Annotated in this window: 6 protein-coding genes; 1 reads left to right on the top strand and 5 read right to left on the bottom strand. The window is 63.0% G+C overall.

Features of this window, described 5'->3' with window-relative positions; all coding sequences use genetic code 11:
• Positions 1 to 48 precede the first annotated feature (48 nt).
• Positions 49 to 1,134 (top strand): sensor domain-containing diguanylate cyclase, encoded by a 1,086-nt coding sequence (locus LQ215_RS24675; protein ID WP_230152992.1) that lies wholly within the window; start codon positions 49 to 51, stop codon positions 1,132 to 1,134.
• Here the strand turns inward: LQ215_RS24675 and LQ215_RS24670 are convergent.
• The 5 genes from LQ215_RS24670 to LQ215_RS24650 form a co-directional block, all read right to left on the bottom strand.
• Positions 1,118 to 3,469 carry a TonB-dependent receptor gene (locus LQ215_RS24670; protein WP_230152991.1) on the bottom strand — a complete coding sequence of 784 codons (2,352 nt, stop codon included), beginning with the start codon at positions 3,467 to 3,469 and terminating at the stop codon, positions 1,118 to 1,120. The two genes, LQ215_RS24675 and LQ215_RS24670, sit on opposite strands and share 17 nt — an antisense overlap.
• Position 3,470: 1 nt before the next feature.
• A complete protein-coding gene (locus LQ215_RS24665) occupies positions 3,471 to 5,858 on the bottom strand; it encodes a hybrid sensor histidine kinase/response regulator (RefSeq protein WP_230152989.1) in 2,388 nt (795 codons plus the stop codon).
• A complete protein-coding gene (locus LQ215_RS24660) occupies positions 5,858 to 6,694 on the bottom strand; it encodes a response regulator transcription factor (protein ID WP_230152988.1) in 837 nt (278 codons plus the stop codon). The genes LQ215_RS24665 and LQ215_RS24660 overlap by 1 nt, the downstream gene beginning before the upstream one ends.
• A 588-nt stretch (positions 6,695 to 7,282) precedes the next feature.
• Positions 7,283 to 8,947, bottom strand: a complete 1,665-nt coding sequence (locus LQ215_RS24655) for a ShlB/FhaC/HecB family hemolysin secretion/activation protein (RefSeq protein ID WP_230152987.1) — start codon at positions 8,945 to 8,947, stop codon at positions 7,283 to 7,285.
• A gap of 97 nt (positions 8,948 to 9,044) precedes the next feature.
• A complete protein-coding gene (locus LQ215_RS24650; RefSeq protein WP_230152986.1) occupies positions 9,045 to 15,152 on the bottom strand; it encodes a two-partner secretion domain-containing protein in 6,108 nt (2,035 codons plus the stop codon).
• Between the last annotated feature and the right edge of the window lie 238 nt (positions 15,153 to 15,390).

Raw genomic sequence — 15,390 nt, 5'->3', positions numbered from 1 at the left:
CCTCTCCACTCACCCCCCACCGCTGCAACCGAGCACCGTGTACCCCCCATGAACTTACATACCTTCATCCGGCGCTATTGCCTCAACTCCAGGCTCGCCACAAATGCCCTGACCCGCCTGCACAAGTCGCTCTCTTCCCTGGCCACCTATCTGGCGCAACAAGGCTTCGATTCCAACATATGGCCTGCCACCCGTGACGAGGCTGCACCGGACCGTCGCCTCAATACCCTCTGCCCAGAACTGGCCGCCACCGTGTTCAGCCACGCCCGCGAAGGCGTCATCCTGGTCGACCCGTTCGGCCGGGTCATCGCCGTGAACGAGGCCTTCACCCGCCTCACCGGTTACGGGCAGGAAGAGATTGAGGGCCGCGAGTTGAACGCCCATCGCATGGTGCGTCGGCTCACGGCGTTTTATGCGCCGATGAAGAACGCGTTGGATTTCCACGGTCATTGGTCCGGTGAGATTCAGAGCAACCACAAGGACGGCCGGGAGATGACGTCGCGGATCAGCATCAGCGCCGTGCATGACCGGCACGGGAACGTTCAGCATTATGTGGCGCTGCTCGCCGACATGACGCAGATGAAGCAGCGTCTGCAGTTGCTGGAGCGGGACGCGCGGTATGACGCGCTTACGCAGTTGCCCAATCGGTTGTTGTTGGCCGAACGGATGCGTCAGGCGTTGGGCAGGGCGCGCATTCATCAGCAGAAGGTGGCGATCGCGTTTATTGACCTGGATGGGTTCAAGGCGCTGAACGACAGTTATGGCCATGACTGGGGGGATCGGGTGTTGCAGATTGTCGCGGCGCGGATCAATGCGACGTTGCGTGAGGGCGATACGTTGGCGCGGTTGGGTGGCGATGAGTTTGTCGCGGGGCTGGTGGGTTTGCAGGCGGTGGAGGACAGCGAGCCGTTGCTCAAGCGGATGCTGGCGGCGGCGAATGCGCCGATCTTGATTGGCGCGCAGACGGTGGAGATCGCGGCGAGTATCGGGGTGGCGTTTTACCCTGAGCATGGGCATGAGGTCGATGGGCTGATCAGTAAGGCGGATCAGGCCATGTACCTGTCGAAAAAGGCTGGCGGTAATCGTCTGGCGTTTTGTCCGACGCGGTTTATTTCGGTCAATAGCGAAGTCTGACGGTGGTGCCGAGGATGCGTTCGTTGCCGGGCATGACGCCGTAGTCGCCGGCGCCGAGCAGTGAATAGACGGCGGTGATGTACTGACGGTCGAAGACGTTGCGCACCCAGCCTTCCACTTCCCAGGCGCGGTCCTGGCTGCGCAGGCCAAGGCGCAAATTGGTAAGGCCGTAGCTGGGTTGATAGCTGCCTTCGCCACCTTCGAGGGTGCCGGAGTAGCCGGTGCGAAAGCTGTAGTCGATGCCGCTGAAGGCTTCCAATCCGTAGGGCAGCGGGTGGGTATGGTCGAGGCCGCTGCTGAGGCTCCATTGCGGCGCGTTGTAGAGGCGCTCGCCGCTGAGGTCGCAGTTCCATTGGCCCGAGGCCGGTGGGCATGGTGCGTTGGGGAAGCTGCGGTAGCGGGCGTCGCTCCAGGCCAGGCCCAAGCGGCCGGTGAGTTTCGGCGTGAGTTGCCAGGCGGAATCGAGTTCGATGCCGCGCAGGCGGACTTTGCCGACGTTGATCAGGTTGTCGCGCAGGGGTGGGGCGAACAGCGATGTCGGCGGGCTGTAGGTGAGCGCTTGGTAGTTGTCGACGTCGGTCTGGTAGACGGCAAGATTGAGCAAGGCGCGCTCATCCCAGAAGCGCGTCTTCATGCCCAGCTCCAGTGCGGTGGCGCGTTCCGGCTCGAAGGTCGGCGCGGTGAACGGGCCGACCACGTCGAAGTTGATGCCGCCGGCCTTGTAGCCCCGCGACCAGCTGACGTAGCCCATCACCGCCTCGCTGAAGCGGTAGCTGGCGCTGAGGAGGCTGGAGACGTTGTTTTCTTTTATCGAGTCCTCACGGTAATAAGCACCGCCAAGGGCGATGTCGCGCAGCAATTGCCCGCCCGACTGGAACACCGGGGGCATGCCGGTCAGTGGGGCGAGGTTGCTGACGTCGCGAGAGATCCAACCGTCCTTGCGCTCCTGGCTGTAGCGCAGGCCACCGGTGAGTTCCAGCGGGTCAATCGGGCGCCAGGAGAGCTGGCCGAAAACGGCTCGGCTGTCGCCCTTCTGTTCGCCGTCATAGCGTTGCCGAGCGCCGTCCAGCAGGATGGCCGGCACTTGCCTTGGATCGGTGAAGGTGACGCCGTAGAGCTTTTGCAATTGCGCCAGTTGATCGCCGACGAACCAAGGCGCGGCGTCCTTGCCGAATTCGCTGTCGCTCTGGCGGTCGAGCTGTTGACGCAGGTAGTAGAGACCGGCGACATAATCGACGGACGAGCCGGCGGTGCCGGACAGGCGCCATTCCTGGCTGAACTGCCGATGGCCCAGCTCGGTTTCGGATTGGGCCGCCGACAGCGCGGTGCTGTCGATGTCGCGGCTGGCGCGGTAGTCCCAGTCGCGGTAGGCGGTGATGCTGGTCAAGCGCATGGCCTCGTCGAGGTCCCAGTTCAATTCCAGCGAGACGCCGTTTTGCAGGGTTTGCGGATGGCCTGGCGCGTCGATGCGGGACTCGCGTTTGTAGGGGTCGGGCTCGGTCAGCGGATAGCCGAGGAATTGGGCGCGCTTGCGGGTCTGGGTGCCGTAGTGATTGACCAGCAAGACGTTGCCGGCTTCGTTTTGCTCGGCATAGTCGGCGATCAGGCGGGCGCTGAAATCCGGGGTCGGCGTCCACAGCAGTTGGCCGCGCAGGCCTTGGCTGTCGGCGTCGCCGAGGCGGCTGCCGTCTTGCAGGTTTTCAACTGTGCCATCGGTGGCGCTGTCGAAAACGTTGAGTCGGCCGGCGAGCACATCGTCTTGCAGCGGGCCGGAAATCGTCCCGCGGTATTCGCGCAAACCGCGCTCGCCGTAGCTGGCTTCGAGGTTGGCTTCGGGCTGGAACGTTGGCTGGCGGGTGATGATGTTCAGCGCGCCGGCGGTGGTGTTCTTGCCGAACAAGGTGCCTTGGGGTCCGCGCAGGACTTCGATGCGTTCGATGTCCATCAACTCGGTGAAGGCCATGCCCTGGCGCGCCTGGTAGACGCCATCGACGTAGGTGCCGACGCTGCCTTCCAGGCCATCGTTGTAGGCGGTCGCGCCGAAGCCGCGCAGGCCGAAGCCGGCGTAGCGGGCGTCGTGGCCGGACACGATCAGGCCGGGCACGCGTTGTTGGATGTCTTGCAGTCGGTGCAGGCCTGCTTCGTCCAATTGATCGCCGTAGAGGACGTTGATCGGGATCGGCACCTGTTGCGGGTCTTCCTCGCGGCGGCGGGCGGTGACGGTGGTTGCGTCGAGCGTGAGCGCGCTGGGCGCCGCTTGTTCGGCCTGGACCGCCGCCCAAGGCAATGTCGAAAGGCTGGCGAGCAAGAGCAGTCGGTAATCCAAACCCGGCACGCTAGGACTCCCGAGCCATTTCGCGACGCACCGTGTCCGGGCAGGCCAGTGCCTGGACGCACGCCAGCAATTCGCGGCTGTCGGCGGGCTTGAGCAGTATCGCGTCGAAGGCCAGGTCCTTTGGGTAGTTCTGCGGTCTGCGTGGCGGGACCGCTGAGTAAAGCATCACGGGCAGATGGCACCAGCGTTCGCGCACGTGGCGCAGCAGTGCCCAGCCGTCCATGCCCGGCATCATCTGGTCGCTGATCAAAAAATCGACTGATTGTTCAGCCAGGCAGGCCAAGGCGTCTTCGCCGTTCACCGCGATGCTCACGTCGAAACCGTAGCCGGCCAGCAGGTCATAGAGCCATTCGCTGTTTTGCTCGACATCGTCCACCAGCAGAACGTGTTTGCCCTGGCCGTCGAACGGCGTGACGTGGTTGTCGACGATGCCGTTTTCGAGGTCGTGCTCCTCGGCGTATTTCAGTTGCAGGCGGAAAATGAAGTGGCTGCCCTGCCCCGTGGCTTGGGGTTCGAGGCGGCTGTCCATGCGCTCCAACAGTTGCGTGACGATGGACAGGCCCAGCCCGCTGCCTTCGTAACGCTGGGCATTGCGGCCGCGGCGAAACGGTTGCAGCAGTTGTTCGAACTCTTGCGGGTCGATGCCGATGCCGGTGTCGATCACGCTGAAGCGCAGTTCCACGGTGTTGGCGGTGGCCCCTGGAGCCGCGCTCACTTCAAAGCGAATCTGGCCGTGGCGGGTGAATTTCGCCGCGTTGGCCAGGAGGTTCATGAGCACCTGTCGAAGGCGTTTGAAATCGGCCTCTACCAGTGGCGGCAAGTCATCCGCCAGCACAGCCTCGAAGGTGTTGCCCTGGCGCGCGGCGAGAAAGCCCGCTTCGTCTTCGATCTCTTTGAGGAAGCCGTACAGGTAGCCCGGCGCGAGGGTCAGTTGCATCTGCTCCAGCTCGCCACGGGAGAACTCGAGCATTTCGTCAATCAGCTCCAGTTGCTGGCGGGCGTTGCGCTCGATGGTCGCTTGATAATCGCGGTTGGGTCCGGCGTGCAGCAGGCGCGCGTAGTCAATGATGCGCACCAGCGGCGAGCGCAGGTCGTGGCTGATTCGCGCCATCAACGCGCTGCGCGCCGCCAGGGATTCGCGCAGCTGCAACGTGCGCAGCGCCACGGTGCTTTCCAGGCGCTCGTGCTCGGCTTGGCGTTGTTGTTCGAGGGTGGACAGGGCGTGTCTTTCGCGGTTGCGGCTGCGGGCCACTTCCATGATCAACGTACACACCAGCAACACTACGCCCGCCAAGGTGGACGACAGGCTGTATTTCGTTTCCGGCGATTGCCAGGGCAAATGTTCCTGGGGGAAAAACAGCCGCATCAGCAATTGTGCAAGCAATAGGCCCGGCACCAGCCAGGCCATCCAGCTATAGCTCAGCCGTCTGCGCCAGGCCATGAACAGCGTGGCGAGCAGTACGCCGTAGAAACTCATCAGGGATATCTGGACGATCTGCGCGCCCTGGACGGGATCGATTTTTAGCCACCAGAGTCGGCCGAAAACACAGCCCAACAGCGGCAGCCAATAGCTCCAGCCGATGATTCTGGGCAGGCGGGCAACCTGCAACAGCACGCGCATGTAGGCCAGGAAAAGTACGAACGAAAGCGCGCTGGCGCAGGTCAGCAGCTCGCGCGTCCAGCCCAGTGCGCTGGGCCAGTAGATCAGGTAGCCGTTGAGGATGCAGGTCAGCAGGATGTAGCTGAGGACCGCGCCCGCGTTCACCGTCAGCAATCGGGAACGCAGGATCCAACCGACGATGAAGCCGAACGGGACGACCAGCAGGACGATGCCGAGGGTCAGTCCGTCGCTGAGGTAGGTCTGTTGCTGACTGCGCAGCAGCGCTGGTTCGGACCAGAGCTCTGGCTCCAGCAACATCTGGAAGTTGCTCGCCACGCGGACGAACACAGTGACGCTCTCCCCCGCCGCCAGCGAAACCGGGAACGCCGGCTGACGCGCCGCTGGCTGGAGCCATTCGACCAAGGGATAGGCGGCTCCGCCGTGGGCAACACGTCCCGGTTGGTAGACGCGGATGTCTTCCAGGCGCGGCGCGCCGATCACCAGCAGGCGCGAACACGCCACAGCGCTTGAATTACTGAGCGGTACTTTCAACCAGAAGGCGGAGCGGCTGTAGCCTTGGGTCGGCCAGCTTGGGGTTGCGGCGTCGAAACGCGTGTCGGGCAGTTGCTCGACGTCTTCCAGGCTCAAGCTGCCCTGGGTGTCTTCGAAAATTTGTATCGTGGGCATCAGGTCCAGGTGGTCAGCCCGGCAGATATCCACAGGCGCGGCGCGCAGCAGGCCTGTGGATAACAACGTTATCGTCAGCAATAAAAACTGTAGGAGCCGCATCAGGCGCGCCCGGCCGACTCTATTTCAGAGATGCCCAGGGCTTGCTGGCGAAACTGACTGGGCGTCATGCCGATGCGCTGGCGGAAGGCCGTGGTGAAGTTGCAGGCGTTGCGAAAGCCCACCAGTTCGGCGACGTCCTGCACGCTCATGGCGCTTTCGCCGAGCAAATCCTGGCCGCGTCGCAATCGTGCGTCGCGAATGTAGGCAAATACGGTCATCCCAAGGTGTTCGCGAAAGATCGCGGTGAGGCGTTTTTCATGGGTGCCGACTTTTTGCGCGAGCAGGCCCAGGGACGGCATGTCGTCCAGGTGGTTTTCGATCAGCCGCATCGCCGCGCGCAGCACAATCTCATCGCCTTGCGGCTGCGGATCGGCCGGGCTTTCATGGACGGTCGGTGGCGCGCGCCAGGTCAATTGCAGGTGGATCTTGATACGCGCCAGCACTTCTTCGGGGGCGCAGGATTTGGGAATGTAGTCCACCGCGCCCACGGTCAGGCCTTCCAAGCGCTCCAACGACGTATTGGCCGACGACAGGAACAGGATCGGGACATGCCGGGTAGCCGGTGCCTCGCGCAACAGCCGGCACAGGCTGAAACCGTCCATTTGCGGCATATGCACATCCAGGACGATGAGGTCCGGGCGCAGGGCAAGCGCGCGTTGATAGCCTTGATAGGCGTCGCTGGCCAGGGAAATGCGCCAGGGCTGAGTCTTCAACAGGATGAGCGTGGCGCGGATGTCTTCGGGGACATCGTCGATCAGCAGAATATGCGGCAACAGCTCGGACGCCGCCGTTCCCCCCGCCGTCGCCGCCTGCCTTTCGTATCGTCCGTTGTCCATTCGCCAGGTCTCTTGTTGTGTTTAGCCAGGTCACTGTCGCGAAATTGCCCGGCAAGCAATCACGTATCGGGCCGGCAACAAGTCGATATAACGGCAGATCAGGCGAGAACTGAAGCTATCAAATTTTCAATGGGCGATAAACGGTCGTCCCCGTTCGGGGCGTCCACTGAGGCGCGATGATGCTGTTCACTTGAACCGTGGCGAGGGAGCTGCTCCCGCTGGGCTGCGAAGCGGCCCCAAACCAGGCAACTCGGTGTGCCAGGTAGATTGATTTCGCTGCTTTAGGGGCTGCTGCGCAGCCCAGCGGGAGCAAGCTCCCTCGCCACGGGTTTGTTGAACGCCTTGAATATCAGCAGATCAGCAGGGAATGAAGCGTTCGATTTCAACGGGCGATAACTGGCCGTGCCGTCCTGCAGGATGTTATGGGCGGGGCGCAGAAGCGTGTGGCGGGATATAGAACAAGCGACGAGGGCGCCTGGAAAAGCCCAGGCGAGAGGGTTAAAGCGGTTGATGCGGTTCACTGTGGCGAGGGAGCTTGCTCCCTCGCCACGGGTTTGTTGAACGCCTAAGCAAGGCGGCCTGAAACGATTAGAACTGGTAACCGACCTGAGCAAGCAATTGAGGGTTTTCCTGGCGGGTATCGCTCTGCGCTTCACCGCCGGAGTGGCGCCACGCGACCGTTGCGTCGAACGAGAGCTGGCCGTATTGAGCGCGCAAACCCACACCGCCGCCAGAGATGCTGCGGGTGTTTTCCTCATCGGCCCACTCGTTGTGGTTGATGCGCACTTTACCGGCATCCCAGAACAGGTAAGGCGTGAGCTTGTCGATCGGATAACGAAGTTCGATCTGGGTCAGCATGCCTTCGTCGCCCGAGGCTTCGCTTTGTGGATAAGCCCGCACGCCATCGATGCCGCCGAGGCTGAAATCTTCGGAAGAGTCCAGGTTGTCATTGCTCCATTGGCCGAGGACGCGGGCGAAGAGCGTGAAGTTGGCGGGCAGCGCTTGCAGACGGGCGAGGTCGACGTTCACTTTACTGAACTGGCCCTCGGTCTGGGCGGTCTGACGGTCGCCTTCACGCAGGGCCGAATCCAGTTTCAGGTCACCGTAGGTCAGCGTCGCGCCGCCGTAGGTGATGCCGCCGCCGAACAAGGTGTCCCTCACGTCGAATTGCAAGCTGATGGGCAGCGTGTTGCTGCTTTTTTCAAAGCTCAGGCCCAGCACTTCGTACTTATCCTCAAGGTCCTTGTGCTGGTATTGCCCGGCCAACATGACGTTCGCCTGGTTGCTGCGCAGGAGCGGATAACTCAAGCCGATGCTGCTGACCTCGGCGGTACCGGTCGCCCCCAGGTCGGCGAATTCGGCGCCCAGGTCGTAACTGCTCTGGGCGTAACCCACGTTGCCGCGCAGGCCGGAGGTTCCCAATGGCATTGAGTAGCCGAGGCTACCGAAATACAGGTCCTCATCGGTCGCCATCACCGCGGCGCTGAGCCTGTCGCCCAGCATCAATGGGCTGTTCCAGTCACCTTGTACCGTCAGGCGGTTGCGGCCCGAGTAACGGTTGCCGTGGTTGTCCAGCGTGGCCTTGCCCTCGAAGGCCTCGGTTCTGCTCACTTTGGCATCCAGATCGCCCGTACCGAGCGCCTCGCCCGGCCGGATGACCGGACGAACAGCCACCCCCGGCAAATCTGAAAGGACCAATATGCTGCGCTCCAGGCGGTCACGCTCGATCACGTCGCCCGGCTGCAAATCGTTCAGGAAAGGCTGCGCCTGCGCGGCCAGTTTCGCATCGTCGTTGGTCGCGGTGACGTTCCCATAGCGGCCTTCGATCACGGCAATGGTCAGTTCGCCATTGGCCATGCGCTGCGCCGGCAGATAGGCACGGGCGAACGGGTAGCCCTGCTCGCGGTAGTAAAGCGTGACCTGCCGGGCCACTTCCCGCAGCTCGTCCAGATCAAGGGCCTGACCGATGGCCGGGGCGACGACGCGTTGCAGGCGGGCTTCGTCGATGCGGGTGTTGTCGGTGAAATGGACGGCGTTGAGCTGGACTTTGGCGCCGCCGACTTTTTCCTGGGGCGGTTGCGGCGCCTCTACATCCAGGCGAATGCTTTGCGGCAGTTCCTGCTGGGGAATCGGCAGTTCCTGCAGGATACGGCCGGCGTCGGGGATCGGGCGGGTCGGCAGGGTCGCCGCCCAGGCCTGGGAGGTGGACAACAACGCCAGACCAGCGGCGCAGGACATCAGTTTGTTATGCATTGGATAAGTCTCGAATAATGCGGGTTGCCTGAGCCCATGACCGCGTCCGGGGACGCGGCCAAGGGGCTCCTTCAAATGAAAAAGTGGATGTCAGCGATCAGGGGCGCATGGCCAGGCTCGGCAAACGCACACCGCCGCGTACGACGAAAACGGTCTGCGGCGGGTAGGCCGCACAAGCGCCCCCGGCGGATACGCCGCCGTCAGCGCAGACATTTGCGGCCAGTTCCCGCTCGCTGTCGGCGCTCTCGGCCTGGGTAGCCGAATCGCCGTCGCCATTGCCTGCGGCGTTCCCACGAGCACCGCCCTGGTCCACCAGCAACAGACCGCCGTCGTCGACCCCGTAGTCAGACCAGTCAGCCGGTTTCGGCTGGGCCGGATTGAGATCCGGGTCATGCGGCGAACCCACCTGCGCACCGACGCGTGTGGCATCGGCGACGCTCTGCCGGACGGCGTCGTAATCAACGGACGCTGTCACGGTCAGGTTGGCATTGGCCGGGTTGCTCACGATCAGGTAACCGAGGTCGGCCAGCCCGCCGATGTTGATCAGGTGCGAGCCCGGGCCTTGCGTCCCTACCGAGTACAGTGGGTTGCCAAGCATTGGCTTGGTGTCGCCGTTCCACAGCCCGTTGGCGTCATAACCGGCTATACCGCCGCCATTGAACGTGGTTTGGCCATCGAATGGCTTGGTCTGGGTGGTCGTACCGTTCGTGGACACCACCAGGACGGGTTGCTCGCGGTACACGGCATGAACGCCCGTGTTGCCCAACGCCCTGCCGAAATGGCTCTGCTGCTCGTCACTGTTGTAGCGGAAATTGCCACTGCCACTGCCGACCACATCCACCACGCGGGTACTGCCAGCGAGGCTACCGGTGTAGATCACCGCCCGGCCGCCGGCACCAGTGGACACCGTCACGCCCGCGTCGGCCTTCACATCACCGCCCGCAGCCACGCCCGCCGAAGCGGATTGACCGGCGTTGAGCACGATCGCATCAGAGGCCTTGCTGGTGGTGCTGACGTTCTCGGCCAAGGTGATGTTGCCGGTGGTCGTCACCACCTGGACTTTGCCGGTGTTGCCGATGCCGACGATCTGATCCAGCTGGGTGCCATCCAGTGCCGTCTCGGTCAGCCTGCCGACGGTGACGTCGCTCCGGTTGACGAAGCTGACATCCTTCGCTCGGCTGGCGATATCACCGACCCAGTTGCTGGCGTTGCGCAGGTCGAAATTGCCGCCCTTGAGCGCCAGGCCATCGGCGGTGATAGCGCCCTTGGCATTTTGGGTGGTCTTGCCAGCCACATTGAGGAACACGTTGCCACTGGTGGCCAGCGCTTCGTTGATCGCCAGGTTGCCTTGGGTGCCGATGCTGACGTCGCCGGTGTTGTTCACGCCGGTGGTGGTCTTGACCAGGTTGCCGTTGCCATCGGTTTCGGTCAGCGTGCCGACCTTGAGGTTGCCAGTGTTATTGAAGGAGACCTTGCCCGCCTCGCTGGCGATGTCGCCCACCACGTTGCCGCGGTTGCGCAACTCGAAGTCGCCGCCGTTGAGAGCCAAGCCGTCAGCGGTGATGTTGCCCTTGGCGTTTTGGGTGGTCTTGCCATCGACATTGAGGAACACGTTGCCGCTGGTGGCCAGCGCTTCGTTGATCGCCAGGTTGCCCTGGGTGCCGATGCTGACGTCGCCAGTGTTGTTCACGCCGGTTGTGGTCTTGATGATGTTGCCGTTGCCATCGGTTTCGGTCAGCGTGCCGACCTTCAGGTCGCCGGTATTGTTGAACGCGACCTTGCCCGCGTCGCTGGCGATGTCGCCCACCACGTTGCCATTGTTACGCAACTCGTAGTCGCCGCCGTTGAGGGCCAGGCCGTCGGCGGTGATGTTGCCCTTGGCGTTTTGGGTGGTCTTGCCGTCGACATTGAGGAACACATTGCCACTGGTGGCCAGCGCTTCGTTGATCGCCAGGTTGCCTTGGGTGCCGATGCTGACGTCGCCGGTGTTGTTCACGCCGGTGATGGTTGTCTGGGTGCCGTCGGCATGGGTCGCGGTCAGCGAACCCACCTTGAGGTTTCCGTTGTTGTTGAACTGGACCTTGCCCGCCTCGCTGGCGATATCGCCGATCACGTTGCCGGTGTTGCCCAGGGCGTAATTGCCACCCAGCAGCACCAGGCCGCTGGCATCGAGCTTGGCTCCGGCGGCGCCGGACTGGGTGGTGTTGCCCGCCACTTCCAGGGTGATGATGTCGTCGGCCCGGGTTTGGCCCTGACTGACGGAATCCCGTGGACCATTTTCGATGGTGATGCCTTTTACCAGCGTCAGGTCGTGATCGGTTTTCAGGGTGACCGCCTCATCGGACGTGATCCCCACGGTGCCGTCCACGACGCCCACCGTCAGGTTGCCGTTGCCAGCGAACTTCAGGCTGCCGACATCGGCGGCGATGACACCCACGTCATGCCCGCCCTTGCCCAGATTGAAATCACCTTCGCCGCGCAAGGCCAATTCGTCTGCGGTGATGGTCGCGCCCGTTGCCTGGGTCGCACCTTTGCCCGCGTCGACGCTCAGCGTCAGACCCTTGCCGGTGGTGCCGTCTTCGTCGGTGCCTTCAGGATCCTTGAGCATCAGGTCGCCCAGCAGGTCCAGGACGCCATTTGCGACCAGGGCCAGATCGTCCTTGAAGGTCGCGCCTTCATCGTCAACGGTGATGTTGCGCGTCTTGTCGTTGCCAATGACGACTTTGTCGAAGCCGTCCTGGATATTCGCCAGGTCAGCGTCGGAGAGCACCAACGGATCGTTAGGCCCGGTCACTTCCGGGTCATCGCTGCCGCCCAGGTGAATATCCAGGCCATCGGTCTTCTGTTGCAGGGTGAGACTGCCGCTACCGGCAACGCTCGCGGCGAGATCGATTTCGTCGGCGCTCAGGCTGGTATCGCCTTGGGTGAGCAGGGCCTGGCCGACCGTGAGCTTATCAGCGACCAGGTTCAGGTCGCCGGTCTGGGTCATGCCGGCGACCGGCACGCCTTGGGGGTTTGCCGGGGTCTGGCTATCGGGAATGGTCACCACGCCGACGGTCAGGTCATCGACATCGGCAAAGCTGACCGTGCCGGTGTCGCTGGCGATCGTGTTGACGTCGTTGGCCGCGTTGTCGAGGTCATGCACGGCGCCATCTCCCAGCAGCACCAGGCCATCGGCGACGATGGCGCCGCCAGCGGTCTGGTCGATCTTGCCGCCATTGCTTTGCAACGCCAGGACCGGAGCCGGTTTGTTGTCGTCGTTACCGGTGCCCGGTGCGTCCGCCACGGTCAGTTGGTCATTGATGTGGATGTTGCCGGTACCGGCATTGAGGATAAGGTTGTCGTTGATCCGGGTCGCTTCGATGATGCTGATATCACCGGTCATGTCCGCGCCGCCGATCTTGACCGAGGTGAACCCATCGCCCAAGGCGTTGATGTCGGTGCCGGTCAGTTCCAACGAACCGGGGGCATCGCCGGTGCTGCCGCCCACGGCAATGTTTTTGCTCGGGGTGTTGGTCTCGAGGGCGATCTTGCCGTTGCCGGTGACGCTGCCGGTGCCGCCGTTGAAGTTGATGTCGTCGGCCTTGATGGCCAGGTTGTTGTCGGTGCTGTTGAGGCTGCCGTTGAACGTGATGGAACTGCCTTGCAGGCCTTTGCTGCCCGAGGTGTTGGTCTTGATGTTGTCGACGTACAGCGAGCCACCGACCTGCTTGCCCGCGGTCTGGTCGAAACTGCCCGACACGAAGACGAATTTGTACGTGCCGGCCTTGTCAGCCGTCGCCGTATGGCTTTTCCAATCCACCGCGCCTGTGCCGTTCCCCGTTTCGTTCAGGATGATCTGGTATTCGCCGGTGTTGACGTTCAGCAGATAGCCGAAGACATCGTAGGTATCGCCGCCGGCCACCGGTTTGTAATCGAAACTGACCGCTTCCCCCGCCGCCAGGGAGACCGTGCCCTCGCTCACCACCGAAGGGCCGCGCATGATGCAGCCGGCAGGGGCGTTGAGGCAGTTGGAATTGTTCTCGGTACCCAGCAGCAGCGCAGCGCCACCGTCCTTGCCCTGGCCAGCGGCGGCGACCGGGGTGAGGGGTTTGTAGTTCATGTCGCCTTGGTCGCCAGGCGAAACGCTCGGCGCATTGCCATTGGTTGGCGAGGTTGTCGGCAACGTCGGGTCATCCGGCGACACCACGCCCTCCACCACGGTGACGCCGGTGAAGAACTGGGCGATGGAGGTCTTCCACCCGACCAGGCCGTTTTCGAAGTCGGCGTTCAGGAACTGCGAGGTGCCCAGCTCAACGGCACCGGTGTAGACCTGCTCGCCAGTGGTGAAGACTTTCGCGCCGTTGATAAACGTCTTGCCGGCGCCGCTGGTGGTCGCGTACAGAGCACCCAGCGCGCTGTTACCGCCGACCATGTCGCTGAAGATGATCGAGCCCGAACCGGCGTCGACGCGCAGTTCACGTTTGTTGGCCACCGCATCGGAGTCCACTACGCCGGCAAACACGACGTTGCCACCGTTGCTCTTCAAAGTGACGTCGGTGTTCAGGGCGATCTTGCCGTTGAGGATCAAGGCCAGGCTGTTGCCATTGCCGGCGCCGCTGGCGTCTATATCGCCGTTGAGGAAGATATTGCCGAAGACGTAGCGGCCTGTTACGCCGTCGTTGTGTCCCGACTGCAAGGTCAGCATCCGATCGCCGCTGATGCTCGTCGGGGTGTAATCGCCATTCCAGTGAATGCTGTTGTCGGCCTTGATCGCCACATCGGTGCCGCCGGCCAGGGCCGCGTCGATCGCGTCGAAACCAACCGTGGCGTCTGTCCCGTTGGCGCCGCCGGTCAAGCCTCCGTTACCCGGCCCTACCGTGACGCTGTCCGGGTCGAGCAACCACAAGCCGCCCTTGCCTTTTTTAGCCGAAGCGTCGGCGGCTTTGCTCACCGCCAGCTTGGCGCCGCTGGTCTCGATCTTGCCGCCGTCGCCGCCCTTGGCACCGCCGGTGGCTTTCAGTGTTCCGTCCACGCGAGTCACGCTGCCCGGTTTCTTGACGTCGGACCAGGCCACCACGGTACCGCCCTTGCCGTTGTCGGTCGCCGATGCATCAAGCACGGCACCGGCGGCGACGGTGGTCTGGCTGGCCTGTTTGATCGCAGGGTCCTTGCCTTGCCAGCTACCGCCCACATAAATTTCGCCGCCGCCCTTGGCCCCGGTGGCGTCGAGCTCGGCGCCGCCCTTGATCGCCAAGCGATCCCCGGTCACGACGATCTTGCCGCCCTTGGCGGTGTCGGAGGACACATCGATACGCCCAGCGACTTGCACACCGCCCTGGTCGCCCATCAGCGTGACCAGGCCGTTTTCACCGATATCCAGGGAACGGGCTTCGATCAGCCCGGTGTTATTGATGACGGTGCTCGCCAGGGTTTCCGCGGCACGGGCGGTCAGCAGGATCTTCCCGGCATCGGCACGAATGGCGCCGCCGTTTTCGATCAACGCTTGGAGCGCGCCTTCCTTGACTTCCAATTGCACCGGCCCGCCCAAGTCGAGCGTCACGACACGACCGGCGCCCAGCAGCACATTGCCCTTGTGCGCGGTGATGTTGCCTTCGTTGACGATTTTTGCCGCGATCAGGGCAATGGTGCCGCCTTGTGCAGCATTGATGTTGCCCTGGTTGACCACCGAGGCGGCGCTGTCGCCACTGAAACGGTAATTGCCGGCGAGGAAATCCTCTGTGGACAAGTTAAGCGTGGAGGCCACCAGGCCGCCGACATCAACCTGCGCGCTGGGCGTAAACAAGACGCCGTTGGGGTTGACCAGGAACACTTGCCCATTGGCTTTCAGTGCGCCCTGGATCACCGACACATCCGAGCCCAACACGCGGTTCAATGCGACAGACGCCGCGCCAGGCTGGACGAACTGGACGGTGTTGCCTTTGCCGATGGAAAAGCTCTGCCAGTCAATGGCGAGCTTGTCGCTGCCCTGATGAATGGCCATGTTGTTGCCATTCTGCTGAACGCTGCCGCTACCCGCCACGATGTTGCCGCCGGAAGGCAACCCTCCCGCCGCGGCGACCGAGGCGAAGACACCGCTGCCTACGCCGATGACGAGGCTGAGGGATTGTCGGCTTTTGTCTTTGCCTTGGCTTTTGACCAACTCGGATGCCACCTGCCACGCGCCCATCACGGCATTCCAGACGACTCGGTAAGCTCTATTCATTTTTGTTCTCTCATCCTTAATACGGCGGGTCGTGCCGTGACGACCAGGCGGTTCGCTGTCGACAAATCAAATGGAAAACCGCATCCGGACGGATGGCGGCTCAGAATCCCAAACTGCTCCGTTCCATCATGTCTGCGGCCGGAGAGGTAGCGCCTTTGCTGGAGCGCCCACGGCTTTTGATTGAGCGGATCGAATGGGATTTTTTTACGATGGGTGAGGTGAAGTGCGGCGGATGAAT

The sequence above is a fragment of the Pseudomonas brassicacearum genome, from assembly GCF_918698105.1.
GTDB classification, from domain to species: domain Bacteria; phylum Pseudomonadota; class Gammaproteobacteria; order Pseudomonadales; family Pseudomonadaceae; genus Aquipseudomonas; species Aquipseudomonas brassicacearum_F.
This window is presented reverse-complemented; position numbering and strand designations above follow the sequence as displayed.

Bases quoted from the DNA above. Each gene is read 5' to 3' on its own strand.
- LQ215_RS24675 (WP_230152992.1), top strand. From the start codon at position 49: ATGAACTTACATACCTTCATCCGGCGCTATTGCCTCAACTCCAGGCTC.
- LQ215_RS24665 (WP_230152989.1), bottom strand. From the start codon at position 5,858: ATGCGGCTCCTACAGTTTTTATTGCTGACGATAACGTTGTTATCCACA.
- LQ215_RS24660 (WP_230152988.1), bottom strand. From the start codon at position 6,694: ATGGACAACGGACGATACGAAAGGCAGGCGGCGACGGCGGGGGGAACG.
- LQ215_RS24655 (WP_230152987.1), bottom strand. From the start codon at position 8,947: ATGCATAACAAACTGATGTCCTGCGCCGCTGGTCTGGCGTTGTTGTCC.
- LQ215_RS24650 (WP_230152986.1), bottom strand. From the start codon at position 15,152: ATGAATAGAGCTTACCGAGTCGTCTGGAATGCCGTGATGGGCGCGTGG.